Genomic DNA, 26,259 nt, shown 5'->3' on the forward strand with positions numbered 1-26,259 from the left:
CGAAGGTGTCGCGAATCTGTTTGATCATGACACCCGCCGTCAACAGCGGCAACTCGGCCGCAGCGGAAGTGACCATGGGACTCTCCAGTCAGATCTGAAAAGCCCTTCATAACATCATGGTCTTAAATTTGGAACTGCTGGGTGTGCGCTGCGGGCCTTGATCTGAGTCCCGGCCGGCGGCGTGCGTCGTCAGGGCTTCCAGCCCTGACGGTGTCAGGCCAGGATGGCCTGACGACGCACCCGGCGAGCCCAGGTGGCCGGAAGCTTGATCGAGGCCGCGCGGCGTCTCCCCACCCAGCGACCCGCCGCGGTGCGGCGGCACGCGCTAACCGACCGGTATGGCACAGTCGGTCGACCGGCAAACGGCGCAGTCAGGCCAGTGCGTCAGTGGGTCGTTGAGTCGGCGGGCCGTCCCAAGCGACTCCAGTCGATCCCTTCAAAACTGATGGCGTCGCTGCTCGGTGCAACGACCGCGGGTCCGCCTTCGATCAAAGGGCTGTCGCGCAGGTTGGACAAGGACATGAGATGCGCCTGAATCAACTGCAATGCCCCGGAGCGATGCAGGTCGTGCAGCGTCTCCGCTGAGAGCGCAGCGAACTTCTCCGCATCAATGACCCGCAACCCCTTGAGGTTAAAAACAGCGCCGACCCGGGTCCGCACTTTCAGATCTCGCTCAATCAACAAGTCGGCAACCTGGATCTGCTTCACCAACTGGAGGGTCCGCGAAGTATCACGCTGCATGGCGATCAAAACGTCCCGCACCTTCTGCAGCACCGGGGCCGGCTCACCATCCGAGTTGAAGAGCGGTTCGCCCGCAGACTCCCCCAAATGCGGGGCCTCAGCCACAATCATGAGGGCAAATTGACGTTCAGCGGCGCCGTTGCTTTGGGGTGACGGACCGTCGGCCAGGATAAAGGGATAACGACGCACATGAGCGGGCACATAACGCGCGACCCAGTGGCCGGAGGGTCGCACATAGGCGTTGGTGTCCTGCCGCACGCCCACCAGGGCCAGTGGCGGAGCCGGGTCTTGGAGTGAAAACGCAATGACATACTCACGCGCGATCATCGCCGCCTCACCAGCCATGATCGGCACCTGCACCTCCTGCGCGGCAAAGTGATAAGGCTGGACCGGTGCAAAACGCAACGCGCGGTGCACCTCGCGCTGGAGCGGTTTGAGATTCTTGAACATAGGAGTTTCCTGACAACAAAAAAGGCTGCACCCCGCGGGGTGCAGCCTCAATGACTTCGAACTATCTAAACCAGGTGAGCGACTTACGCAAAGCCAGCGAAGTTCTCGTTTGACAGATCGGTCCAGAGCACACCGGTCAGCACGATGGTGAAGTCCGCGTTCTCTGCCGAGGTGATCACGGTGTTACCCGGAGCAAACAGCTCGGGATTGGCAGCGGCACCGCCATAATTGGCCTGCTCGGCGGCGGACAGCCCGCCCCACCAGCCCGCCGCGTCCTCGATGCTGAGATCGGCCGGACCAGTGACTCCCAGTGCGGTCAGATCGATGATGCTGGCATTCGACAGCGTCACGTTATCCGCCTGGAAGGCATTGAAGTGGTCGATCTGCCACACGGTACCGACAGAATCCGCGTCTTCGAAAAACTCGAACTCGGTGACGAAGCCGGAGATGGCATCAGCCTCGCTTACAGCGACAGCGCCCAGCGTGAAGCTGAAGTCAGTGATGAATGCCTCATACTGATCCAGCGTCACGGTCTCGAATACACCGGTTGATACCTCCTCGAGGTAGGTGACTGTGGTGCCAACCTGCAAGGCATCGTTCCGGTAGCTGGCGGAGTAGTCGATGGTATAGACAACACCGTCGGCGCCAGTGTAATCGCTTTCAAGATCGTCCAGCCAATCGGCCACATCCTCCAACGTGGCTTGCTTGTCACCCGCAGTGACCGGGAAGGGGAATGCTGCGGCAGTATTGACCAATTCCTCATTGCCATCGGTATTAACGATGACGCCGCCGATCGTCACGTTGATTGGACCGGCGACGTAGTCGGCATCTTCACCCAACTGCATGCCAAAGAAGGCCGCATCTTGACCGAAGCTCCCACCCAGATCCCCGTTCAGTCCGCCGATCAGATCAAAGTAGAAATCACCACCTCCGGTATCGACGACCGCGTTCCTGCCGATCTGTGAATTCCAGGCCGCGCCGACTTCCGCGAAAGTACTCCAGGTTTCGCCAATCTCCCCCGCAAAGCCTGAAAAACTCACCCGCGACAGTTCGGTGTTCAGACCGGAGTTCAGGAACAGGTCAGCGTTGCCATCTGCGTTTCCGCCCGTCACCGTTAACGTGCGAGCCGCATCGTCGACTTGCAAATTGGCATAGAGATTTTCCCAACCAGCGGCATTCAAGCCGGGGCGGACGATGTCAGCATTGATGGTGCTGAAGCCGACCGTGCTGAGGGTGAAGGCATCTTCAATGAAGTTGTCTTCGCTCAAGTCGCTGATGGCGACGATATTGAGCGTGCCGGCACCGTCAAGCAGGATGTTCTGCCCAAGGCCGGGGCCGATCAACTGGTCGGCTACAGCCGATTCGTCGCCGAATTGAACCGTCACGTCACTGGTCAGATTGATCAGTCCAAACGGTTCCAAGATGTCACTGTCCTGGTACCCGATGATATAGGTATCTACGCCAGTGGTGTTAACAGCGTCATAGATGCCAGTGGAATCCAGGGTGCCGGTATCGAATGCATCCACATCCGCCAGATCACTAGTATCCAACCAACCGAACTGCACTGTCTCGAAGTCACTGACGGTCGGCGCGTCCGGATCGTCCAAAGGACCGGCCCAGCCATACCATGCCAGTAAATCGTTAGCGCCTGCCGTGCCCGTGATCACATCCTCTCGCAGGAACGTGCGATTCCCCTCGTTGATCGCCAACGTCAGATCGCCAGTCAGCGCCGAACCATCAATGGTCAGATCCGGATCGACTGGGCCGTCCGATAACGCAAACTCATCGACCAGAATGGAGAGATCCTGACTGCCCAACAGGTTCAGGGTAGTGACGCCACGGCCGTCAAATTCTTGGACCACGTTGCTTTGGTTTCGCTCAGACACGGCCGGGACCGTATCGGAAACATTGGAGTAGAGGTTCAGGGTACGTACGGCACTCTCGTCTAACCCGTTGTCATCGATGTTCAGGTAATCAATGACCAAGATACCGTCTGCGCGGGACGCGTTCTCGACGACCAAATCAAGTGTTTCGGCATCCGCGCCCAGGAAGCTGATCGCCCCAAACGCCTGGTTGTCGTTGCTGTTGTTGTCGAGCGTCTGGTTCCTGCCGCTGACTGTAACGCTCGTGCCATCCTCAAGATCGATGAGGGTCGTGTCAACTCCAGCGGGAATCGCAGGAGGATTCGCGTCGAGACCTTCATTTTCAGTCACAATCAGGACCGTTTCCACGCCCAGCATGCTGGGCTGGAAATCGTGGGACGTATTCCTGAAGCCCTCGATCTCGTAGGTCTGGAAGTTAGAGAAGTTCTCGAAGGTATTTCCAGCGGTGGTACCGAAGTTGCTATTCACAGCAATGGTGTTGTCGCCCGTACCGCCGTCAACGACAATCTGGTTTGCGGTTAGATCGTTGTCATTGATATGGGTCCAGGCGCCCAGGTTCAGGCGGTCGTTCCCGTCGCCCATCAGCACATTCATTGCGAAATCAGGGTCTTCGGAGAGGAAACCGTCGACTTGGACCGTGAAGATATCGTCCTGTGCGCTGGCGGTGTAATTGAACTCCACTTCTTCAGTGGAACTGGTCAAATAGCGACCGTTCGAGTCTTCCGTCAGCAGGATACCCAGATTCAGGCGACCGGCAAAATCAGCGCCATCGACCGTTCTCACGTCAATCAGGCCGGCCTCCACGCGAACGCGCGGGTTCCAGGCACCGTCATAGGCAATCCCATCCAGGGTACCGGTTTGGTCATCGGCGACCGGGACGCCGACCGTCAGATCACCATTGGCACCGATGCTGGCGAGGTTGACCGTCTCCAGGTTTTGTTCGGCTCGGCCGTGGATGTCGTCGATGAAGTTATCACTCAGAATCCCGTTGCCGAAGTCGCTGCTCGACTGCATGCGCGTCAGCCAGCTCTCGCGGTCAACCGAGACATTGAAGATCTTGACGCCGCCATCCGCCATGGAGCCGATGTCCAGGACACCGCCTTGGGAGGTGCGACCCACAAAATCAAGCACCACGCTGGTTTCGGTCGGCACTTCAACCGGGCTCGGCGCGCCGGCGATCAGATCCCAATTCAGCACACCAGCGGGTGGCACGACATCATTGATCCAGGTGTAGCCTCCGGGCACAAAGGTGCCGCCATCCGGATCGGTGATCGTGACGCTGTTGTCTGCATTCAGTACCGCACCCAGACCGGCGAGTGCAGGATCGGCGGCGAGTCCCGCGTTCAGAACTGTAACTAAATTCTCGTAGGTACGCTCTGCGCCGGTACCCAGGTCCAGAGCGACCGTGAAGGTTTCACCGTTAAAGTCGAACACCACGCCGTCGACCGGGAACCCTTCCAGCGAATCTGGGTTGGCGGCATCGACCAAGATCAGCGTCAGACTGGAGTTCTCGTCGATAAAACGATCGCGCGAGACGAAATCAGGTGAGAAATAGGCGAACAACCCGGCGCCGGTTCCGGAGCCGGCGACGCCGCCGAGTCCACCGGGAACTGCATCGGTTTCACGCATGCCGAAGGTTGTCTGCTCAGGGATGGAGCGAATGTCTTCGATCCGGACTGAGGACCGACTGTTATCCGACCACCACTGCTCAACCCCGATCATCTGCTCGGCGTCGACGTTGGACCAGTTGACGGCCACATCGGTGTTGATGGTCTGAGCCCGGAAGTAGACCTGCTGAATGTCGGTGGTGGTTGCCGAAATCGCCGGACCGACCGGGATCGTGGTCGACGCGGAAGCCATCAGATCAGCACGTAGGACGTTGGTCCCGCCGGCACCGCGAAGCACGTCGCCCGACTCGAAGGTGTTGGTGAGCGCGCCGAGCATGTTTTGCACGATCGGGGCATCAAACGTGGCGTTCGGTATGTTGGCGGTAAGGTGATCGATACCGTCGGTGAGCGTGAAGTCCGGGCTGGCGACGCCAGGCGAGCGGCCCTCACTTTGTCCGTGCAGGATGTAATGCTGGTAACCGCTGGTGAAGACTCCCGCCGCCACGGCCGCGGCGACGTCCGGATTTTCATCCATGTAGTTGGCTTCGTTGAACAGGTCGTCGCCCGGCGAGCGGTCCTCGACGGCGCCGAACTGTTCAAAGTGCTGCAGACCGGTCTGGAAGACCCCGTCGCTCACCGCGGCGAGCACATCGGTGTTCTCGGTGAGGTAACCGGTGGGGCTGAAGATCACATTGGGCATCCGCCCCTCTCCCTCACCATAGAGGACGTAGTGCTGCAAGGCACTTTGGAAGATGCCATTCCGGACGGCCGCGAGTACGTCGGGGTTTTGACTGAGATAGTAAGCCTCGTCAAAAGTTGTGTAGGTGATGCCGTTGTAGGTCTGGGATACGAATGCCATGATCAGTATTTCCGTTTCTTAAATATGGAACAAGCCGGGGGCCGTAAGCGAGTAAAACGTTACCAGCATCCGGGGCTACACACAAGCGGCCCAGTGTTTTCGGGCAGACACATGTCGGGCACGCAAGCGGTCAGGGGGTATCAATCCGGCCCGGACAGGATCTCCGACTGACACGCCACGCGACAGCTGTTGAGCAACCGGGTCAACGGCGCAGCCGGTGCGGCACGCCGCATCCTTGTTGCGCACACGCAACATTAAGGCTAACCTGCTGTGATAGTTTATACAACGACGGCGGTTTTGCAAGCGTGTGTCGCAAAAAAGTATAGAGTGCACGACAGACCCAAGCAATCGGGCGCGTGATGCCAAGTCTGCTTTGTTGTTTTTATGCTAACAGGTTCAGTCCTGGCAGATGAACAGAAACACCGCCCTCAGCGGCACGGGCGGCCCGGATCACTCAACCGTCACCGACTTGGCGAGGTTGCGGGGCTGATCCACGTCGGTGCCCTTCAGGACCGCGACATGGTAGGCGAGCAGTTGCATCGGAATGGTGAAAATCAGGGGGTCGATCAGGTCATCGGTCTCCGGCAGCCGGATCACGGTCACCCCGGACTCCTCCGTGAGCGGGACGGCAAAATCGGCGAAAACGAAGAGTTGACCGCCGCGGGCGCGTACCTCCTCCAGATTCGACTTGAGCTTTTCCAAGAGGGCGTTATTCGGTGCCACGGCCACCACCGGCATGTCCTCGTCGATCAGGGCAAGCGGACCGTGCTTGAGCTCACCGGCCGGGTAGGCCTCGGCATGGATGTAGGAGATCTCCTTGAGCTTGAGCGCGCCCTCCATCGCGATCGGGTATTGCTCCCCGCGACCCAGGAACAGGGTGTGCTGCTTGTCGACGAACTGCTCGGCCAGGGTCGCGATGCGGTCATCCAGGGCCAGAACCTGCTCCATCTTGCTCGGCACCGACCGCATCAAGGCGACCATGCGCGCCTCTGCCGCTTCGTCCAGGCCGTGATAGCGCCCCAGGGCGGTGGTCAGCAGCAACAGTGCGATGAGCTGGGTGGTGAAGGCTTTGGTGGACGCCACCCCGATCTCGGGGCCGGCATGGGTCAGGAGCACCAAATCGGACTCCCGCACCAGCGAACTCTCCGGGACATTGCAGATGGCGAGCGTCGTGGCATAGCCGGATTCCTTGGCGATCCGCAGGGCGGCCAGGGTGTCCGCCGTCTCGCCGGACTGCGAGATGGTCACGAACAGCGCGGACTCGGGGACCACATGACGGCGGTAACGGTATTCGCTCGCCACCTCCACGGTGCAGGGCAGCCCGGCCAGTGACTCCAGCCAGAAGCGCGCCACCAGCCCGGCATGATAACTGGTGCCGCAGGCGACGATAGTGACCGCCTTGACCTGGGCGAACAGGTCCGGGGCGGTGTTGCCGAAGCCCTCCGGCAAGACCCGGTTGCCGGCCAGCCGACCCTCGAGCGTATCGGCGATGGCACGCGGCTGCTCGAAGATCTCCTTCAGCATGAAGTGGCGATACTCGCCGCGTTCGGCCGAGTCCGCGGCGACCGCCGACTCCTTGACCGGGCGCTTAACCAGCTCACCAGCGCGATTCCAGATCTGAACCGTCTCACGGGTGAGTTCCGCGATGTCGCCTTCTTCCAGGAAGATGAAACGATGGGTGACCGGCAGCAGGGCGAAGACGTCGGAGGCGATAAAGTGCTCGCCGAAACCCACGCCGATGACCAGGGGACTGCCCTGACGGGCGGCAACCAGATGCTCCGGATCCTGCGTGTCGATCACGCCCAGCGCAAAAGCGCCGGTCATGCGTGCGGTGGCGCGGCGCACGGCCTCGATCAGAGGGTAACCGGCGGTCAGCTCGTCATAGACGGCGTGGACCACCACCTCCGTATCGGTCTCGGAGGTAAAACGGTGTCCGGCCGCCTTCTGCTCGCGGCGCAGTTCCTCGTGATTCTCGATGATCCCATTGTGGACCAGAACACAGCGGTCGCGACACATGTGCGGGTGAGCGTTGCGCACGGCGGGCTCGCCATGGGTCGCCCAGCGGGTGTGGGCGATCCCGAGCGTCCCCGGCAGCGGCGCGGCCACAACCTCGTCGCGCAGACGCGCGACCTTGCCCAGGGTGCGTATCCGGTTGAGCTGGCCGACCTGGTCCAGAACGGCGATGCCGGCGGAGTCGTAACCGCGATATTCGAGGCGTCGCAGCCCCTCCAGCAAAATGGCCGCAACCGGACGTTGGGCGATGGCACCGACAATGCCGCACATGGTGGTTACTCCGCAATGAAAGAAAAGAACGCCAGGAGTCCAAGGCGTCAGCCTTGGCCCCCGCAGACCAAGGCGGAAGCCCCGGACTCCCGCAACCCGCCTCAGACCTTGGGCAATTTCTTTGGCCGCTGCCAGCCGGGTACCGTCGCCTGGCGGGCCCGGGTGACCGTCAACTGGCCGGGCGGCGCATCCTTGCTGATCACCGAGCCGGCTCCGATGGTCGCCCCGGCGCCGACGGTCACCGGGGCGACCAGTGCCGTATTGGAGCCGATGAAGGCGCCGTCCCCGATGACGGTGACGAACTTGTTCGCCCCATCGTAGTTGCACGTAATGGTGCCCGCGCCCACGTTGACGCCGGCGCCGATCTGCGCATCGCCCACATAGGTCAGATGGTTGACCTTGCTGCCGACGCCAACGGTTGCCTTCTTGATCTCGACGAAGTTGCCGATGTGGGTGTCGGATGCGAGCCGGGCCTCCGGGCGCAGGCGCGCGAACGGGCCGATGCGTGCCCCCGTGCCGACCTCGGCGCACTCGATCACGCAGTTTGCGAAGACTTCAGTCCCGGCGCCGATCGCGCTGTCACGGATCACGCAATTCGGTCCGATGCGTACCCCGTCGCCGAGCCGCACCTCGCCCTCGCAAATCAGGTTGATATCGATGAAGCAGTCGCGCCCCGTGGTCAGACGGCCGCGGACATCGATCCGCGCCGGGTCAGCCAGGGTGACCCCATTGCGCATCAGGTCCGCCGCCAGGCGCTGTTGGTGAAAGCGTTCGAGGGCTGCGAGTTGCAGCCGGTCATTGACTCCGGAAACCTCCTCAATGGTGAGCGGATGGACGCTCGCCACCCGCACCCCATCAGCCACTGCCATGCCAATGATATCAGTGAGATAGTACTCGCCTTGGGCATTGGCGTTGGTGAGCCGCTCAAGCCAGGCGTCCAGCCGGGCACGGTCAGCCACCAGGAAACCGGTGTTGGCCTCGCGCACCGCCAACTCATCCGGCGTCCCGTCTTTCTGTTCGACGCTGCGCAGGATGCGGCCCGTGGCATCGCGGATGATCCGGCCGTAGCCGGTCGGGTCATCCATCAGGGCGGTGAGGATGCCGAGACTGGTATCGGCGGCGGCATCGATCAGACGGTTCAGGGTGTTCGGGTCGACCAGCGGGACGTCGCCGTAGAGCACCAGCACGCGGTCCATGTCCGCCATCGCGGGCATGGCCTGCATGACGGCATGGCCGGTCCCGAGTTGTTGGGCCTGCTCTACCCACGCGCAATCGCGGGCGGCCAGGGCGGCGCGCACCTGCTCACCCCCGTGGCCATAGACCACCACGGTCGCGGCGGCACCGAGGCAGGTCGCGGCGTCCAACACATGGCCCAACATGGGCCGACCGGCCAGGGGGTGCAAGACCTTGGGCAAAGCGGAGTGCATGCGCTTGCCCATTCCGGCAGCCAGGATGATGACGCCGAGCTTCATGTGTACGATTCCTCGCGGAGTGGTTGCTGCTGGAGCCTGGAGTTCAGTGGAGCGCGCTGCCCGGCAGGGCGCCGGCCAGACCATCCTGACTCAGCTCAGCCGCAGTCGGGTCACGCACGTCTTTGATCCAGACATGCACCTTGAGCGACTTACCGGCGAGCGGGTGATTGCCGTCGACGGTCAAGGTTCCCTCGCCGATGCGGGTCACATAGAAGGTGCGAACGTCACCGCTGTCGTTCTGCATCTGGACCTCGGCGCCCACGAAATGAAATTCGGGCGGGACGTTGTCCAGTGAATCGGTAAAGGTCAGGTTCGGGTCATGGGGTCCGAAGCCGCCCTCCGGGGTGAGCAGCAGGTCCACCTGATCGCCGACGCACTTGCCGCTGACCGCCGCGTCCATGCCGCCGATCAACTCGGTCCGGCCGCCATGGATATAGCCGACCGGCAGATCGGTCTGTTCCAGGATGCTTCCCTGGGTGTCGGCAATGCTGTAGGTCAGACTGACGTACTTGCCGGGGCGGACAACCTGATCGGAGTGCCGATCAGGCCGAGCGGGGGACAGGGGGTCGGACATAGCGCACCTGGATGCCTTGGCGGGTGTCTGGGAGCGCTAGGGTACCGCACTCGCCCCGTTTCGATCCAAGCCTGTAGGATAGTGGGCGACCTGGGTATGGGGGAGGAATCGCAGATGCGTAAAGAGTCATCTCAGTGGCGGTGGCGGGCTGCAGGCGCCGTGATCGTGATCGCGGCGTCGGCGGCGCTCTGGACCTGGTGGGCCGAGGATCATCCGCGCGAGGAGCGGCGGCTGCGCGTGCTTGTCCATGACCATCTGGAGCAGTGGTTTCCCGATCAGATGGCCACGAACGATGGGTGGCACGGGCTGCATCCGCGGACCGCACCGGGTGCTGCCGCCGCCGCCCATGTCGTCCTGGTCCATGGCCTTGACGAGCCGGGCACCATCTGGGACGACCTGATCCCCGCCTTGAACGCGGCCGGCGCCAGGGTCTGGGAGTTCCGCTACCCCAATGATCAGGGCATCGACCGCGATGCCGCCTACCTGGCCGAGCACTGGCCCACGCTCCCGACGGATCAGCCCGTCGTGCTGGTGGGCCACAGCATGGGCGGGCTCGTGATTCGGGACTTCGTCTCCCGCTGGCGTCACCCCGTTAGTTTGCCGACGCGGGTCACCGGGCCGCCGGTGCGCGGTGTCATCCTCGGCGCGACGCCCAACCACGGGTCCGAGTGGGCGCGGTTACGCGTCTGGCTGGAACTGCGCGACCAGTTCCATCTCGGTACGGACCGCCGGTATTCACTCTTCGCCGCCCTGCGCGACGGCACCGGCGAGGCCAAGATCGACCTGCGTCCCGGCAGCGACTTCCTGACTGAACTGAATGCCCGACCCTGGCCGCAGGAGGTCCCCGTGCTGCTGATCGGCGGGGTCCTCCTGCCGCCGGAGTCGCAGTGGCGCGCGGGCATCGCCCAGGCGGCGGCCGACACCCAGTCCGCGGAACTCGGGGAGACACTCGACGCCTGGTGGTCCAGCCTCGCCGACGGGCTGGGCGACGGCGTGGTCACCCTGGAGTCGCTCGCCCTCCCGGAGGCAGCGCCGCCGATCATCGTGGAAGCCTCGCACCGCGGCATGTTTCTGCGCTACCTCCCGGGCGACCCGCAGCCGCCGGCGATTCCCCACGTCATCGCCGCACTGCACGCTTGGGGGCATGATTGAGCCATAAGGTGGCTCCCAGGAATAAACATCCCGACTGCGCATGCCTGCAAGATCCGTAGGGGCTTTCGTGGCGACTGTAGGGGCGACTTCAGTCGCCCCCTCCACGTCGGTCGATCCGGCCTTGATCGTAATCCCGGCCACCGGTGTGCGTAGTCAGGGCTTCCAGCCGTGACGGTGTCAGGCCAGGATGGCCTGACTACGCACCCGGCGAGCCCAAGTGGCCGGAATCTTGATCGAGGCCGTCGATCCTTTCCCAAGATCACCTTACGTCATTCACTCGCTGTTCACTGCGCGCCTGCGCGTAAACTACGCTGACCAGCCCCGCCGTCCAACGGCACGGTGCGGGTCTGCATCCAATACCTGATCGAGGAACTCGCGATGTCCCCAACCGCCCCCCCCGGATCGACCGCCTCAGGCCCTTGCGACCCCCTCAAGATCGTCTTCTTCGGCTTGGGCGCGGTCGGGTCCAATCTGCTGATCTGTCTCGCTGAACTGGCCGAGCGTGATGACGTTCCGGTGCGTTTCGTCGTCTATACCATCGACCCGGCGGGGGCGCGGGATGCGCTTTTCCACGCCGAACGCTTGTTCGACCGGATCCGCTTCATCGGTCTGCCGGACTTCGCCCCGATCTTCGCCGGTGCCGCCGCCCACGATACCGAACTGGCCGGCGCCGCGCTGCTGGTGAACGCGGCCCTGCCCGAATTCAATTGTCCGATCATCGAATTGGGGATTCGCCTCGGCGCCCATACGGTCGATCTCGCCGCCGAGATGTATAACGAGCGAACCGACCGCACCCTGACCTTCGCCCAATATGATCATGACGCGGCGCTGCGCGAGTGCGGGGTGGCCGCGCTGATCAATCAGGGCATCTCGCCCGGCGTGACCGATTTTCTGATCGGCCGCTGCATTCATGAGATCCTTGCCGCCGGGCGCTATGAACTCGAGATCGAGAGCGTTGACCTGTACTTGCTCGAAGACATCGAAGCCGACTCGGTGGTCTTTTCCTGGTCGCCACTGACCGCGCTCGATGAACTGGCCGCGCGTCCGCGAACCCTGATCGACGGCCGCATGCAGGTCATGGAACCCTTCGGCATGGCGCGCTATTACGCCTTTCCGAATGAGCCGCGGCCGACCCGCCAGTATCCGCTCTATCAGGAAGAACTGCTCTCGCTACATCGGGCCTTTCCCGAGATTCCGACCATCGGGGTCTACACCGGGGGTTCCGAGGTGGAACTGGTGAAGGCGCTCTTTCAGCTCAACCTGCTCTCCAAACAGACCCTGCCGGATCAGCCGGAATTGACGGTCGAGGCGATGGTGCGGGCGATCCTGCCCGGCATGCAGCGGCCCCGGCGAATCGAGGAACTGCTGCGCAACGGGGTCATCCGCCGCACCCACTTCTGCGCCGCCGCCGAGATACGCGTCTCCGAGACGGTCCGCAACGACCGTCAGACGGTGGTCGAAACCCTGGGCCTCAGTTATCACCGCTATCAAGGGCTGCTGGGATCACCCTACGCCGGAGCCACCTACATCTCCTATCCGACCGGGGTGGGCGCGGCGATCATGGCCTGGCATACACTCCAATACGCACGCACCACCCCAGGTGAGATCGTCGGCGTCATCACCGGAGAAGACCTGGCCCGATTGCTGCCCCGCGCCAGCGCGGATGCCATCCGCCGCGATCTGGTCGCTTGGGATATTGATCTGTTCCAGAGCCTGCGCGACGCCACCGAGTTGTAAGCAAGTGCAGCACTCCAGCTATAGCCTTCGGACGTGATAACCGGACGTAGGGGCGGGTTTCAAACCCGCCCCTACACGAGGTAGCGGAATGATTGGCCTACCGCACCAGACGATTCTCGAACAGTCTATTAGCTCCCACCAACACGAGAGAACCCAACAATGAACGCTGACAGTGGTTTCAATCCACCCGCGCGCGGCCTCTTGGTTACCGCGGCCTGAGTGATCAATTCGGCACCTGGCTGGAAGGCGTCGGCATGTCAAGACGCTGGCGAGCCTGGCCACGGCCTTTTTTATCTGGATCTGGCTGTGGTATCTGGGTCTCGACTTCGCCATGCTCTGGGCCTTGCTCGCTTTCCTGCTGAACTTCGTCCCCTTCGTCGGCTCCATCCTGATGGCCGTTCCGGCCATTTTACTGGCCCTGGTGCAGACCGATCTGCAAACCACCTTGCTGGTCGCCCTGGGTTATCTGGTCGTCAACACCGCCATCGGCAGCATCCTGGAACCCCGCTTCATGGGCCGCGGACTGGATGCCAGCCCGCTGACCCGCCCCATCGCCATCCTGCTTGGCCCGGATCTCGAACCGGACGCGCAACCCGCATCAGACGACGACTCAGCCGGGGCGCAGACGCCGGCGGAGCAGACCCAGGAGCTTCTTGCCCAAGAGCGGCAGGACACCCAACAGGGCCAGTGACGCGATCAGGTCCGGCGAAAACACGTCGGACAACTGCTCGACCTCGGCCAACTGAGTGCCGGCATTCACGTAAACCAGAATGCCGGCCAGCATGCCGAGTTGCGTCACCCAATAAAAGGTGCGGCTCTGCATCGGCGTCAACCCCATCACCAAGTTGATGATGAAGAATGGAATCACCGGCACCAGCCGCATGGAAAAAAGAAAAAAGGGACCATCCCGCGCCACCCCGGCATTGACCGCGGCCAGCCGCTCGCCGAAGTGGCGCTGGATCGTATCGTGCAGGAGGAAACGGGACAGCCAGAAGGCCAGCACCGCGGCCAGCGCGGCAGCGAACGAGGCTACCAGTGCGCCCTTCCAGAAACCGAACAAGGCGCCGGCGATCACGGTCATCAGCGCCGCAATCGGCAGGAACAGCGTCGCCACCACAAAGATGGCGAAATAGCCGCCGAGCACCAGCCAGGGCTGCCGCTGGTACCAGGTATCGAAGCTGTCGTGACTGGCCTGGAAGGCGTCGAGGGTCAGATGATGATGCAGCCCGAAGGCGAAGAAGGCCGCGATCAACGCGGCAATGGGCAGCAGCAGGGCAAGCCGTTTCATGGACGAATTCTCGTATTGCGGAGTCGCGCGACGGTGTTCCAGGAAAGGAACTCAGTCCGCCATGATACCGCTTCGCGCGTCGGCCGCGGCGACGCAGAGACCACTGCCCTGGCTGAGACTTCATCTATACTCCGATCAGCATCAGCCCCCGGGCGCCGGAGCGACCACATGAGCAACAGCCGACTTCAACCTGACACCGGTCCCTTCCGAGCCGATCAGCTGCGGGACGGTGACCGTTACGAGCTCACCAACGGCCACCCCATCTACTGTGCGCCCTCCGGACGGGATCATGCGGGTTCCAACGCGACCGGTGCCGCCCTGCTCGACAGCGACCCGGATGTGCAATGGACCGGCGTCGATGCCGGCTATTCGCCGGACCCCGGAACGCTGCGCGCCCCCGATGTCTCGGTGGCAACCCCGGGCGGAGACGGCGGCTGGATCCCCGACGCGCCGCTGCTGGCCGTCGAGTACGCCGCGCGCGGCCAGAACGAAGCGGAGCTGCGCACCAAGATCGCCGATCTGCTCGGCCACGGCACACGCCTGCTGTGGGTGGTGCGATTGATCGGTCCGCGCCGGGTCGAGGTCCATGCCCCAGGACAGCCGATGCAGACTCACGGGATCGGGGAGTTGCTCGTCGCGCCGGGCATCCTGCGCAATCCGGTCCCGGTAGCCGCTCTGTTCGACCGCGACGCCGCGCAGGACGTGATCCTGCGCAACCTCCTGCAGCGGCGCGGCTACGCCGGCCTGGATGCCATTCGCGAGGAGGGTCGCGAGGAAGGCCGCGATGAGGGCCTGGCCGATGCGATCCTGACCCTGCTGGCCGCCCGCGGCCTCACCATCGACGACGCGACCCGCGACCGCCTGCGCGGCACCCGCGACACCGGGCAACTGCGCGCCTGGCTGCTCGCCGCGGCCCAGGCCGAGACGGTGGTTGGGCTGTTTGAACCGGCATAGCGCGGTCAGGAACCGTTCAGTATTCGTGCTCGAAGGCCGCACCCGCCCGGGTGCCGCCGGAGGCCCCGACATCCGCCTCCACCCTGATCCGCGGCGTCACCTCGATGCGCAGCACACCCTGGGTTTCACCCGCCCGCACGCCCTGGCGGGCACCGAGATAGACACGCTCAGTGAGCTGGCGACCGCCTTCCAGGCTGGAGTCGCCGCGATCATCGGTCCCCAGCCGCAGACGCTCCAGTCCGAGCCCGCTGCGTACGCGATCCAGTATCCCCAGTCCGAGTAGACCACCACCCAACTCGACACCCGCGAGCGAGGCCGCCGCCGTTCCGAGCTGCACCGCCTGCACCGGCGACAGTCGGCCGCCGGCAACCCCGAACAGCAGGCGGGACAGCACCTCATCCTGCGGCAGCGGGGGCTCCCCGCGCAGTTCGATCCGCGGCTGTTTTGCGGTACCCACCACGGCCAGGATCGCTGTGCTGCCGGCCGCGCTGGCGCGCGCCTCCAGGTCGAGTGTGGGATCGATTCCATGGGCGCCATCGAACCCGATACGCCCCCGGCTGAATTTCAGGGTCTGGCCTGCCAGTTCATAGCTGCCCCGCCGCAGCTCGAAGCCGCCGCTGATGACCGGATCGGCCAGGGTCCCGCGCAGCCGCACCTCGCCGCCGAGTTCCGCGTCGACCCCGCGGCCGCTCACATAAACGGCGCGGGGTGCGGCGAGCAGCAGGTCCAGCCCCAGGTCGGGGGCGAAGGTCGACGGTCGCGCTGCCGCGACCGGACGGCCACTCCCGCCACGCTCCCGGACCTCGAGGATGGCGACCTCGGCGGGCAGTCGCTCGGGCAGCCGGACTTCGATGCGGGTGAAGCGCACCGTGCCGACGGCGTTCAGGCGCTCGGCCGCGCGCCCGGACAGCCGCAGGTCGGCATCGCCCTGGACGTCGAGTTGATCCAATTGGATCGGCCGGGCGTTGCGCGCGATCAGCCGCAGGTCGACCGGCAGTCCGGGCGCCAGCACGCCGACCGAGCCGGTGAGTTCGACCGTGCCGCGCCCCACCCCCGTCCCCGATTGGCCGGCCGTCTGAGCAGTCAGACGCTCCAGGCGAACCGTATCGCCGTCCAGCCTCAAACGGCCCTGAATACCGGTCAGCGCCAACCCGATGGTGCGGTCCCACAGGGCGGCATCGGTCAGTCGCAACGTGCCGTCCAGCCGCGGCGCCGCGACCGTGCCGGTGATGGCGGTGGCGAGCACCGCCTGCCCACTCAGTTGCCGGCCGCCGCTGGTCAACAGCGGGTCGAACAATGCAAGATCGACCCGTCCGTCGGCGCGTAGCGCCAGCGTTCCCAAGGCAAACGGCAGCCGTCCGGCAACCCGTCCATGCACCCGCAGATCGGTGCGCGGCCCGGTCGTGGCCCGGACATCCAGTTGGACCCCGTCAGCGGCGAGATCCGCCGCGACCTTGAGCTGTGCCGGCGGAATCCCGCGGCCCGGGCCCGTGGTCAGACGCAGGCCGCTCGCCTGAGCGCGCAGCGCACCCACCGGGGCGTCCAGGGTTCCGGTCAGCTGGAGATCCGCGCCGAGGGTGCCGGTCAGGGGGACCTTCGGTGCGGCCAGTTGAACCAGTTCAAGCGGCAATCCGGCGACCGTCGCCCTGAGGTCGAGCCGGGGCGCCAGGCGCCCGGCGACCTCGATCGAGCCCGTCCGCAACCCCAACCGCAGCCGGTCCACCCGCAGACCGTCCGACAGATCGAACATGGCCGGGGCAAGCAGCCGTAGGGTCTCGCCGCGCGCCTGGCCCTCCAGGCGCTGGAGCGCCAGGCGGCGGGCGGGGGCGTCCAGCCGCGCCCCGGCTGCCAACCGCAGCGGACCGCCCGGATCGGCCAGCCGCGCATCCGCCGTCAGGTCGAGCGCGGCTGCCGGGCCGCGGATGCTCAGCGACGCCTCCCCGCCGACCGTCCCCAACGCGAGCCCGCGCAGGCGCAGCGTCGCCTCGGTCCGCGCTTGTCCCAGCGGTTCGGTTACTTGGGCGGTCAAGGCGAGTGTCTGCACCCCGACCGCTCCCGGGAGCATCAACCCCTCACCAGCCGCCTCGATCAGGGCGGCGCCGGTCGGGGTCAGGGTCAGACTTGCACTCAGTCGCCCGGCCAATCCCGCGGCCGCTTCCGGTGGCAGCAGCGGGGCGAGATCGGCCAGGCGCTCGACGCGCAGCCGCAACTCGCCCTGTGGCAGCGTGGCCCCGCGCGGCAGGCGCAGCGTGCCGGCGGCGGCGACACTGGCCCAGCGGCCGTCGCCGAGTGCGAGGTTCAGGCTGCCATCCGCGGCGCGTTCCGCCTGGAGATCGATCCTGACCGGCTGCCCGGCCCAGTCACCCCGCAGCGCGAGTGACCCTTCGGGCAGGGCGGGCCGGGCGCTCAGACGCCCGGTCACCTGGCCGGCGAGACGCTCCGTACCGACACCTTGAAACCCGGCCTGCGCCGTCAGATCGGCGACCAGCAGCGGCGCCCGCGGCGCACCGCTGAGCTCGCCCCGGACCTGCATCCGCCCGGACCAGCCGGGTGCCAGGACGCTGAGGTCGGTCAGGTCCAGCGTCCAGTCCAAGGCCAGGGCGTCACCCGCGACCCGACCCTGGGCACTGGCCTGGAGCCGCGCGCCCGCGATCCGGGCCGCGGCGATCTGCCAGGCCGCACCCTCGCCGCGGACGGACAGCGCGAGACGGGCCGCGGGTCCGAGTAGTCCGGCGATGGGCGCCGGGGCCTGAGTGAGCGCCAACTCGCCTGTCGCGTCGAGGCGGGGGGCGCCATCGGCGGCACCATTGAGGTCGAAGCGGGCACTGCCGGCCACGGCGGTGCCGGTCAGACCACTGAATGCGGCGAGATCGGGCAGGCTCAGGGTCGCGTGCCCGGCGCGTGCGGTCAGGCCACCCGCCGCACTGAGGTCGATGAGTGGATGGTTGACGGCGAGTTGTACAGGAAGGGCGGGGTCGTTAAGGCTCAACTCGCCCGTGAGGCGCAACGGCACGGTCGCCAGCGCTTCAGGCAAGGCGGCTGGAGTGTGCAGACCGCGCACCTCCAGTGCGAAACCCAGACGCGCCGCGTCGCCTTCGGCGGTTGCGATCAGCCGTTCGAATGATAGATCGCCGGCCGCCGGCCCGTCCCACTCGACCCGTGCCGTCCCCCGCGGTGCACGCAGGCTGCCGTCCAGATCCGCCCTGACGCTGAGCCGCTGCCAGGCGATGGCCGGCAGCCCTGCCAACGCCAGCGTCAGCGCCGGCACCTCGGCGGACACCCGCAGCCCGGCGGCGGACTGGGACTCCAGATCGAGCAAACCCGCCGCGGTCGCCTGAAGCGGTCCGGCCGCGAGCACGGCGTTCAGGTCAAGCGCCGTGCGCGGCCCCACGGCCGAGGCGTCGAGACGCCAGCCGTCCAGCACCGCGGGCAGGCGCACCCCCGCCGCCGCGGCTAGCGCGGCGACCAGACCGCCGGGAGCCTCCTGGAATGCCACGTCCAGCCGGTCGGACTCGGCGCCCCTGGCCAGATCCAGTCGGTAGCTGTCCATGCGGCCGGGGGCGGTGATCAGCACGCGCGCCTGCAGGTGCGTGGCCGTCGCGACCGAGCCGCTGCCCGTGATGGTCAAGGCCGGCGCGCCCGGCACGGCCCCGTCGAGGTCCAGGCGGTCGATGGCCAGGTGTCCCAGCAGGACTTGCACCGGCAGCTCGATGCCGACAGCAGCGGTCTCATCTCCGACCGGCACCCGGTGCAGGACCACCGAGCGGGCCGTCAGCGCCGCGATGGCGATGGTCCCGCGCAGCAGCGGCAGCAGTTCGAGATCAAGCACGGCCCCCTCGACGACCAGCCAGGCGCCGGCCGCGTCGCGCAGTTCCAGTCGCGCGATCCGCGGAGCCGTCGGCAGTGTCCCGCTCAAGCCGGACACCACGACCTGCCCGTTGCTCAACTCCGCCAGGCTCCACGCAAGAACCCGCCGGCCGGGATCGGTATTGACGGCCAACCACAGCAATGCCACGACCAGCAACGGCAGCAGCAGGAGCGTCAGCAGTGGGCGAAGCACGTGGCGCATGGCTAGAACGCCTGTCCGATGCCGATATAGAGCTGCACTGCTGCATCCCCCTCCTGCGGGTCCAGCGGCGTGGCGATATCCGCCCGCACTGGTCCGATGGGCGTGTGATAGCGCACACCGATGCCGAGTCCGACCGCGAGCGCGCCGGCGTCTGGATTGTCGGTCGCGGATACCGCGCCGGCGTCCAGAAACATGGCCAAGCCCCAGTTGGCGCCGAAGCGGCGGCGCCATTCCAGGCTGGCCTCGAACAGGCCGTCACCACCCGCGGGCGTCCCTGAGAGCGTACGCGGGCCGATGGACTGGAACGGATAGCCGCGAACCGAGCCGCCCCCACCGGCGTAGAATCGCCAGTCGGGCGGGACCTGATCCGCCGCGGCGCCGAGAATGCTGCCGAGCACCAGTCGGCCGGCCAGCACGGACTGGCCGGTGCCGATCCGGGAACTGGACTTGCCCGGACGCGTCCAGGCCGGAAGCTCGCCGAGATCCAGATAGGCCGATCCGGCTACGCGCCCGCGTACGAAGCCCGATCCGTCTTTATCCGATGCCTGACCCAACTGTTGGGTGGGCGCCACCTGAGCCGCCAGGCGCAGGCCGCGCCGCGGATTCAGCGGGTCATCGGTGGTGTCGTAGGTCAGTGTCAGCGGCAGCGAGAGCAGGCGGTAGTCCCGCGGAATGTCATCCTGGGTGACTCGCGAACGCTCGAAGGCCAGCCCGGCGCTGCCGGCCAACTGCTCGGAAAAACGACGCTCCAGCACCGCGCCGGCGGTGACCGCCTCGCGGTCATAGGCTTCGAGACTCTCGTTCACCGCCCCCAAGTCCAGACGCAAGGCCAGATCGCGCAGCCACCGGTCGGGGATGCGCAGTGACCCGTTGACCAGATAGCTGGCGGCCTGCGGCCTAGCCTCGGTCACCTGTCCGAGGTCGGCCCGCAGGGTCAGTTGCTCGGCCCCGCCGAACAGATTGCGATGCGTCCAGGCCGCCGAGCCGGTTGCACCCTCATCGCTCGAAAAGGCCCCGGCCAGGCGCACCACCCGCAGCGGGCGTTCGGCCACGTCCAGGGTCAAGGGCAAGCGCCCCTCGGCATCCGGCGTGGTCCCCGGTGTGAGCCGTGCCCAGGCCAGCACGCCGTCGGCCAGCAGGTCGCGACGGGCGGCCTCCAGCCGGGCGGGGCTGAATGGCTCGCCCGGCGCCAAGTTCAGGCGGCGACGCACGTAATCCTCCCGCAGTCGGATCAATCCGTTGATTGTCATCGCGCCCAAAGCCACCCGCGGGCCAGGCTCAGCCAGATAGACAACATCCATCAGGCGCGTGTCGTGATCCACCAGCGCATCCGGCGGCGGGACCTGGGCCAGCGCGAACCCGTCCTCCCGCAGCGCCTGCAACACGGCCTCCCCGGCGGCCAGCACCGCGGCGGCACGCGCCGGTTCGCCGGATTGCAGCGTGAAGGCGGGGCGCACCTGCGCGGGTACCGGGCCGTCGAGCCGTACGATCCCGAGTCGGTACAGCGGACCGGACGCAATGGCAACCGCCACCTTGACCGGGAGGCCGGCGGACCGATCCTCGAGCACGGGGAACAGGGTCGGATCATCAATGGCAAGCCCTGCGATCCGGATTTTAATCCTGCCGTCGTAGTAACCGAAACTGCGCAGCACCGTATCGAACCGCGCGGCATCGGACTCGGCTCGGGCGAGCAGTGCGAACGGTCCGACCGGGGCACGTTCACGCAATCCGGCGAGCTGGGACGCATCCGTGATCGCCCGGTCGATTGCGGCATCACCGGTCGGCGCGATCACCAGGGTATAAGGCAGGGAGTCTGCCGCGAAAACGCATGGGCCAAACCCGAATCCGACCAGCAGTCCCGCCATCAGCCCAACCCGGCCCAGCGCACGGCGCACCTGCCCTCGCCAGCCTGTCGGACCGGTCATGGTGCGCCGACTCGCGCGAGACCGGGCGAGTCGACGCCGCCGGTCCGCCCTGGAATCCAAGGCTTCAGCCTTGGGTCCGGGGCGTCAAGGCTGAAGCCTTGGACTCCAAACGGACCGGCCGACAGGCGCCCTGAACCACGAGCCGCATGCGCAACGCAGTGACAATCGACTGAATAATCAGCGGAGTTCACGCGCGCAGACACAATGGCAGGGAACATGGAAGGTGGTCGCGGTTCATTTCAGTGACGCCGGCAGGCCCCCGCATCGTCGTAACGCCCGAACATCGAACGCCCAACGTGGGGCCTTCAGAATACTACGAACGAACAGCACTTTCGGCAATGCGAATCACCGGGTTGCATGACAATAGCGTGTACAACGCGTTTTTTTGATGCAAAACTCGGGTTCGGCTGCTACAACGTGCCGCGGAACTTCCAATCGCACCAACAACACCAAAGGGGACACTATTGTGATGTTTCAGGTCCGCATCCATGGCCGCGGCGGCCAAGGCTGCGTTACGGGAGCAGAAATGCTCTCAATTGCCGCATTTCTCGAACAAAAACACGCGCAGGCATTTCCGAGCTTCGGCTCGGAACGCACCGGGGCGCCGGTGGTGGCCTTCTGCCGCATCGCGGATCGCGAGATCCGGCTGCGCGAACCCATCATGCAGCCGGACGGCCTCATCATCCAGGATCCGACCCTGCTCCACCAGGTGGATGTGTTCAGCGGGCTGGTGCCGGACGGCTATGTCCTCATCAACACCAAGAAGAGCTTCGACGACCTCGGCATCAGTGAGCGCTTTGCGGGCTGGCACCACTCCCACCTGTGCACCGTCCCGGCGACCGAGATCGCCATGGAGCACATCGGGCGCCCGTTACCGAACGCCATCCTGCTGGCGGGCTTCGCGGCAATGAGCGGAGCGGTCTCCCTGGAGTCGGTCCACGCGGCCATCAATGAGAAATTCACCGGCAAGGTCGCGGCAGGCAACATCGCCGCCGCCAGCGCCGCCTATGAATTTGTTAAAAAAGAATCGGAGGACTACCGTCGTGCTGAAGCAATGTGAAGGCTCTCATGCGGTCGCCGCGACCGTGGCCCTGTGCCGGCCGGAGGTGATCTGCGCCTACCCCATTTCGCCTCAGACCCATATCGTGGAAGGGTTGAGCGAGATGGTGCGGGACGGCACCCTGCCGGGCTGCGAATTCATCAATGTCGAATCGGAGTTCGCCGCGCTGTCGGTCGCCATCGGCTCCTCCGCGGCCGGGGCGCGCTCCTACACCGCCACCGCGAGCCAGGGCCTGCTGTACATGGCCGAGGCGGTGTGGAACGCCTCCGGGCTCGGGCTGCCGATCGTGATGACACTCGCCAACCGTGCGATCGGTGCGCCGATCAACATCTGGAACGACCACACCGACTCCATGTCGATGCGCGACGCGGGCTGGATTCAGCTCTTTGCGGAGAACAATCAGGAAGCCGCCGACCTGCACATCCAGGCCTTTCGGCTGGCCGAAGAGGTCTCGCTGCCGATCATGGTCTGCATGGACGGCTTCATCCTGACCCATGCCTACGAAGGCGTGGACATTCCAACCCAAGAACAGGTCGATGCCTATCTGCCCCCGTACGAACCACGGCAGGTCCTCGATCCCCGCGATCCCGTCTCCATCGGCGCCATGGTCGGCCCGGAAGCCTTCACCGAGGTGCGCTATCTCGCGCACGCCAAGCAAATGCAGGCACTGGAACTGATCCCGCAACTGGCGGCCGAATTCCAACAAAAATTCGGGCGTGATTCGGGTGGACTGATCCGGCAATATCGCATGGAAGACGCGGACACCGTCGTGATCGCCCTGGGTTCGGTGCTGGGCACGATCAAGGACACGATCGACGACCTGCGTGACGAGGGACACAAGATCGGCGTCCTCGGCATCACCTCGTTCCGGCCTTTCCCGCTCACCGAGATCCGCGACGCGGTGAGTCATGTGCGCCGGGTGGTGGTGGTTGAGAAGTGCTTCGCGGTGGGCATCGGGGGCATCGTCTCGCGCGATGTGCGCTCCGCCATGCGCAACCGGCCGCAGCCGCTCTACTGCGTGGTCGCCGGGCTCGGCGGGCGGGCCATCACTAAGGACTCGCTGCATCAGCTCTTCATGACCGCGATCGACGACAAGCTCGAACCGCTGACCTTCCTCGATCTGGATTGGAATGCCGTCAACCGCGAGCTCGAACGCGAGCGACTGACGCGCCGTTCGGGTCCGATCGCCGAGAACCTGCTGCGCGACCTGGGGGTCGTGGCCGCCCGCGTTGGTTGATGAGGCACCTACCATGACAGCGACCACCATCAAGTTCTATCAGACCGGCACGCACACGGTCGGTAATCGCCTGCTCGATCCGGAACATCGTTCGGTGCAGGCGGATATGCGGCGCACCAACTCGCTCAACTCCGGACACCGCGCCTGTCAGGGGTGCGGCGAGGCATTGGGCGCGCGCTACGCGATCGACGCCGCCATGCAGGCGACCGACAATCAGTTAATCGCGGCCAACGCGACCGGCTGTCTGGAGGTCTTCTCGACGCCGTATCCCGAAACCTCCTGGCAGATTCCCTGGATTCACTCACTGTTCGGCAACACCGCCGCGGTCGCCACTGGGATCGCCGCGGCCATGCGGGTGAAGGGGCGCAGCGACGTGCGCGTGGTCGCCCAAGGCGGCGACGGCGGCACCACCGACATCGGCTTCGGCTGCCTGTCGGGGATGTTCGAGCGCAACGACGACGTGCTCTACATCTGCTACGACAACGAGGCTTACATGAATACCGGGGTGCAGCGCTCCTCGGCCACCCCCGGCGCGGCACGCACCGCCACCACGCCGGCGGTCGGCGACGCACCGGGCAACGTGTTCGGACAAGGCAAGAATCTGCCGCTGATCGCCATGGCCCACGAAATCCCCTATGTGGCCACCGCCATCGTGTCGGAACTGCGCGACCTCGAAGCCAAGGTCAAGCGCGCCATGGAGATCCGCGGGGCGCGTTACATCCATGTCTTCGTGCCCTGCCCGCTGGGCTGGGGAACCAACGCTTGGGACACCATCCAGATCGCCCGACTGGCGAAAGAGACCGGGGTCTTCCCGGTATTCGAGGCGGAACGCGACCGGATCGTCAGCGTCTCGAAGATCCGCAAGCAATTGCCGGTGGAAGCCTATCTGCGGCCGCAACGGCGCTTCGCCCATCTCTTCTCGCCCAAACCGAACACCGAGGCCATCGCGCATATTCAGGCGCTGGCCGACCGTAACATCCGGCGCTTCGGACTGGTCGACCCCGCGGTTGAAGCCGCTATCGCAGCCCCTGTCGCAACAGGTAACCCGTGATGGAAAAACCATTCGCAATCACTCTCGATGTCGGGTCCTCACTGGCCAACAAGACCGGGACCTGGCGCACCTACCGGCCGCAGTATGTCGACCGGCTGCCGCCGTGCAACAACGCTTGTCCCGCGGGGGAGAACATCCAGGAATGGCTGTTCCACGCCGAGTCCGGCGACTATGAACAGGCGTGGCGCGCGCTCACCGCAAACAATCCAATGCCCGCCGTGATGGGCCGCGTCTGCTATCACCCCTGCGAGACCGCCTGTAACCGCGGTCAACTCGATGAGTCGGTGGGCATCAACTCGGTCGAGCGCTTCCTGGGCGACCAGGCGATCAAGCTCGGCTGGAAGTTCGCACCGCCCGCGAGCAGCTCCGGCAAGCACGTGCTGGTGGTTGGCGCCGGCCCGTCCGGGCTCTCCGCCGCCTACCATCTGGCGCGCCTGGGCCATCAGGTCACCATCCAGGAAGCGGGGCCATTCGCCGGCGGCATGATGCGCTTCGGCATCCCCAAATACCGGCTGCCGCGCGATGTGCTCGACGCGGAAGTCCAGCGCATCCTCGATCTGGGCGTCGTGCTCCAACTCGATACCAAAGTCGAGAACATCGAGCAGACCATGAAGGATGGCGGCTTCGATGCCGCCTTTCTTGCCGTGGGTGCCCACATCGCCAAGCGCGCCTATATCCCGGCCGCCGACTCGGCGCGCATGCTCGACGCCATGCAGGTGCTGCGCGGCATGGAGGACGAGGAAAAGCCGATGCTGGGCCGCCGCGTGGTGGTCTACGGCGGCGGCAACACGGCGCTCGACGTCGCCCGCACCGCCAAGCGCCTGGGCGCCACCGACGCCATCATCGTCTACCGCCGTACCCGCGAAAAGATGCCCGCCCACGACTTCGAGGTCGAGGAGGCGCTGCAGGAAGGCATCATGATCAAGTGGCTGTCCACCATCAAGAACATGTCCGACGAGGGCACTTTGACGGTCGAGAAGATGGCGCTCGACGAGACCGGCTTCCCCCAGCCCACCGGTGAATTCGAGACGCTCGAATCCGACTCGCTGGTGCTGGCGCTCGGCCAGGATGTGGATCTCTCGCTGCTCAACGGCGTGCCGGGATTGGAAATCAACGACGGCGTGGTGCAGGTGGGCACCAACATGATGACCGGCCGCGCCGGCATCTTCGCCGGCGGCGACATGGTGCCTTCGGAGCGCACCGTCACCGTCGCCATCGGTCACGGCAAAAAGGCAGCGCGCAACATTGACGCATGGCTGCGCGGCGAGACCTACGCGCCCGCACCCAAACACGCGTTGGCGGAGTTCGATAAGCTCAACACCTGGTACTACGACGACGCGCCAAAGATGGTGCGGCCGACGCTCGACCTGGCGCGGCGCCAATCGACCTTTGAAGAAGTCGTGGGCGGTCTGGACGAGAGCAATGCACTGTTTGAAGCGCGGCGCTGTCTGTCCTGCGGCAACTGCTTCGAGTGCGACAACTGCTATGGCGTCTGCCCCGACAACGCCGTGATCAAGCTCGGCCCCGGCAACCGGTTCGAGTTCAATTACGACTACTGCAAGGGCTGCGGCATCTGCCGCGCCGAATGCCCCTGCGGTGCCATCGTGATGGTGCCCGAGACCATCTGATCCTCGCCCGACAGGCCGGACGGGGCCCCCAGGCCCCGTCCGCGACCGTCTTTAACCGCGCCCAGCGCGGTGTGCGCTGTTTTTGGATGGGGTCGGCTCCGGCAGACTCGACGATTGCTGGATCTGGCGCGGTTTAACGTTTTAAAAATAAGGGGGTGGCCGGTTAGCTCCGCCTGGTGCAATATGTAGTGATGGACGCCGTTGAGTATGTTTCGCCCTCGCCCGCAACCCTCAGTGCTGGCCGTGACTATCCGAGGACCTATCGTGAATTTGCCGAGTGGTTTCGTGA

General features: G+C 65.3%; 16 protein-coding genes. 8 read left to right on the plus strand and 8 right to left on the minus strand.

The genetic code is table 11. The annotated features are described in order from the left end of the window. Positions 1 to 384 precede the first annotated feature (384 nt). The 5 genes from QZY03_RS14305 to QZY03_RS14325 form a co-directional block, all read right to left on the minus strand. Positions 385 to 1,191 carry a SapC family protein gene (locus QZY03_RS14305; RefSeq protein WP_295582136.1) on the minus strand — a complete coding sequence of 269 codons (807 nt, stop codon included), beginning with the start codon at positions 1,189 to 1,191 and terminating at the stop codon, positions 385 to 387. A gap of 83 nt (positions 1,192 to 1,274) precedes the next feature. Beyond that, complete coding sequence (locus QZY03_RS14310; protein WP_295582138.1) at positions 1,275 to 5,540, minus strand: hypothetical protein; 4,266 nt, start codon at positions 5,538 to 5,540, stop codon at positions 1,275 to 1,277. A 450-nt stretch (positions 5,541 to 5,990) separates the two neighbouring features. Further along, on the minus strand, positions 5,991 to 7,823 hold the full coding sequence (gene glmS, locus QZY03_RS14315; protein ID WP_295582140.1) for a glutamine--fructose-6-phosphate transaminase (isomerizing): 1,833 nt from the start codon (positions 7,821 to 7,823) through the stop codon (positions 5,991 to 5,993). Between the two features lie 101 nt (positions 7,824 to 7,924). After that, on the minus strand, positions 7,925 to 9,295 hold the full coding sequence (gene glmU, locus QZY03_RS14320; protein ID WP_295582142.1) for a bifunctional UDP-N-acetylglucosamine diphosphorylase/glucosamine-1-phosphate N-acetyltransferase GlmU: 1,371 nt from the start codon (positions 9,293 to 9,295) through the stop codon (positions 7,925 to 7,927). A gap of 43 nt (positions 9,296 to 9,338) precedes the next feature. Continuing rightward, positions 9,339 to 9,869 carry a peptidylprolyl isomerase gene (locus tag QZY03_RS14325; RefSeq protein WP_295582144.1) on the minus strand — a complete coding sequence of 177 codons (531 nt, stop codon included), beginning with the start codon at positions 9,867 to 9,869 and terminating at the stop codon, positions 9,339 to 9,341. A gap of 114 nt (positions 9,870 to 9,983) precedes the next feature. Here QZY03_RS14325 and QZY03_RS14330 point away from each other — a divergent pair, with 114 nt between their 5' ends. The 3 genes from QZY03_RS14330 to QZY03_RS14340 all read left to right on the plus strand — a co-directional run bounded on the left by QZY03_RS14330 (position 9,984) and on the right by QZY03_RS14340 (position 13,449). Further along, positions 9,984 to 11,021, plus strand: a complete 1,038-nt coding sequence (locus tag QZY03_RS14330) for an alpha/beta fold hydrolase (RefSeq protein WP_295582146.1) — start codon at positions 9,984 to 9,986, stop codon at positions 11,019 to 11,021. 378 nt (positions 11,022 to 11,399) lie between these two features. Beyond that, positions 11,400 to 12,758, plus strand: coding sequence for a saccharopine dehydrogenase C-terminal domain-containing protein (locus QZY03_RS14335; protein ID WP_295582148.1), 1,359 nt, complete (start codon positions 11,400 to 11,402; stop codon positions 12,756 to 12,758). A 265-nt stretch (positions 12,759 to 13,023) separates the two neighbouring features. After that, positions 13,024 to 13,449, plus strand: coding sequence for an AI-2E family transporter (locus tag QZY03_RS14340; protein WP_363169928.1), 426 nt, complete (start codon positions 13,024 to 13,026; stop codon positions 13,447 to 13,449). On the opposite strand, the gene QZY03_RS14345 is transcribed toward QZY03_RS14340, so the two are convergent. After that, positions 13,369 to 14,046 carry a VTT domain-containing protein gene (locus QZY03_RS14345; RefSeq protein ID WP_295582150.1) on the minus strand — a complete coding sequence of 226 codons (678 nt, stop codon included), beginning with the start codon at positions 14,044 to 14,046 and terminating at the stop codon, positions 13,369 to 13,371. The two genes, QZY03_RS14340 and QZY03_RS14345, sit on opposite strands and share 81 nt — an antisense overlap. A gap of 168 nt (positions 14,047 to 14,214) precedes the next feature. On the opposite strand from QZY03_RS14345, the gene QZY03_RS14350 reads away from it, so the two are divergent. Further along, the gene (locus tag QZY03_RS14350) at positions 14,215 to 15,000 is read left to right on the plus strand and encodes a Uma2 family endonuclease (protein ID WP_295582151.1); all 786 of its coding nucleotides are present in this window, start codon (positions 14,215 to 14,217) and stop codon (positions 14,998 to 15,000) included. 16 nt (positions 15,001 to 15,016) lie between these two features. Here QZY03_RS14350 and QZY03_RS14355 read toward each other — a convergent pair whose 3' ends face one another. After that, positions 15,017 to 19,069: a translocation/assembly module TamB domain-containing protein gene (locus tag QZY03_RS14355; protein WP_295582153.1), complete on the minus strand. Its 4,053-nt coding sequence runs from the start codon at positions 19,067 to 19,069 to the stop codon at positions 15,017 to 15,019. Positions 19,070 to 19,071: 2 nt separating this feature from the next. Beyond that, entirely contained in the window at positions 19,072 to 20,994 is a 1,923-nt protein-coding gene (locus tag QZY03_RS14360) for an autotransporter assembly complex family protein (protein ID WP_295582155.1), read from the minus strand. Between the two features lie 469 nt (positions 20,995 to 21,463). Between QZY03_RS14360 and QZY03_RS14365 the strand changes: the two genes are divergently transcribed. The 4 genes from QZY03_RS14365 to QZY03_RS14380 are packed head-to-tail and all read left to right on the plus strand — an operon-like array spanning position 21,464 to position 25,970. Further along, positions 21,464 to 22,054: a 2-oxoacid:acceptor oxidoreductase family protein gene (locus tag QZY03_RS14365; protein WP_295582157.1), complete on the plus strand. Its 591-nt coding sequence runs from the start codon at positions 21,464 to 21,466 to the stop codon at positions 22,052 to 22,054. Then, positions 22,038 to 23,291 carry a transketolase C-terminal domain-containing protein gene (locus QZY03_RS14370; protein WP_295582159.1) on the plus strand — a complete coding sequence of 418 codons (1,254 nt, stop codon included), beginning with the start codon at positions 22,038 to 22,040 and terminating at the stop codon, positions 23,289 to 23,291. Before QZY03_RS14365 ends, QZY03_RS14370 begins: the two co-directional genes overlap by 17 nt. A gap of 13 nt (positions 23,292 to 23,304) precedes the next feature. Next, positions 23,305 to 24,342: a thiamine pyrophosphate-dependent enzyme gene (locus QZY03_RS14375; RefSeq protein WP_295582161.1), complete on the plus strand. Its 1,038-nt coding sequence runs from the start codon at positions 23,305 to 23,307 to the stop codon at positions 24,340 to 24,342. After that, on the plus strand, positions 24,342 to 25,970 hold the full coding sequence (locus tag QZY03_RS14380; protein WP_295582163.1) for an NAD(P)-binding protein: 1,629 nt from the start codon (positions 24,342 to 24,344) through the stop codon (positions 25,968 to 25,970). The genes QZY03_RS14375 and QZY03_RS14380 overlap by 1 nt, the downstream gene beginning before the upstream one ends. The last annotated feature ends 289 nt before the right edge of the window (positions 25,971 to 26,259 follow it).

Source organism: uncultured Lamprocystis sp. (assembly GCF_903933125.1).
Lineage (GTDB): Bacteria > Pseudomonadota > Gammaproteobacteria > Chromatiales > Chromatiaceae > Thiodictyon.

Bases quoted from the DNA above. Each gene is read 5' to 3' on its own strand.
- QZY03_RS14305 (WP_295582136.1), bottom strand. From the start codon at position 1,191: ATGTTCAAGAATCTCAAACCGCTCCAGCGCGAGGTGCACCGCGCGTTG.
- QZY03_RS14310 (WP_295582138.1), bottom strand. From the start codon at position 5,540: ATGGCATTCGTATCCCAGACCTACAACGGCATCACCTACACAACTTTT.
- glmS (WP_295582140.1), bottom strand. From the start codon at position 7,823: ATGTGCGGCATTGTCGGTGCCATCGCCCAACGTCCGGTTGCGGCCATT.
- glmU (WP_295582142.1), bottom strand. From the start codon at position 9,295: ATGAAGCTCGGCGTCATCATCCTGGCTGCCGGAATGGGCAAGCGCATG.
- QZY03_RS14325 (WP_295582144.1), bottom strand. From the start codon at position 9,869: ATGTCCGACCCCCTGTCCCCCGCTCGGCCTGATCGGCACTCCGATCAG.
- QZY03_RS14330 (WP_295582146.1), top strand. From the start codon at position 9,984: ATGCGTAAAGAGTCATCTCAGTGGCGGTGGCGGGCTGCAGGCGCCGTG.
- QZY03_RS14335 (WP_295582148.1), top strand. From the start codon at position 11,400: ATGTCCCCAACCGCCCCCCCCGGATCGACCGCCTCAGGCCCTTGCGAC.
- QZY03_RS14345 (WP_295582150.1), bottom strand. From the start codon at position 14,046: ATGAAACGGCTTGCCCTGCTGCTGCCCATTGCCGCGTTGATCGCGGCC.
- QZY03_RS14350 (WP_295582151.1), top strand. From the start codon at position 14,215: ATGAGCAACAGCCGACTTCAACCTGACACCGGTCCCTTCCGAGCCGAT.
- QZY03_RS14355 (WP_295582153.1), bottom strand. From the start codon at position 19,069: ATGCGCCACGTGCTTCGCCCACTGCTGACGCTCCTGCTGCTGCCGTTG.
- QZY03_RS14360 (WP_295582155.1), bottom strand. From the start codon at position 20,994: ATGACCGGTCCGACAGGCTGGCGAGGGCAGGTGCGCCGTGCGCTGGGC.
- QZY03_RS14365 (WP_295582157.1), top strand. From the start codon at position 21,464: ATGTTTCAGGTCCGCATCCATGGCCGCGGCGGCCAAGGCTGCGTTACG.
- QZY03_RS14375 (WP_295582161.1), top strand. From the start codon at position 23,305: ATGACAGCGACCACCATCAAGTTCTATCAGACCGGCACGCACACGGTC.
- QZY03_RS14380 (WP_295582163.1), top strand. From the start codon at position 24,342: ATGGAAAAACCATTCGCAATCACTCTCGATGTCGGGTCCTCACTGGCC.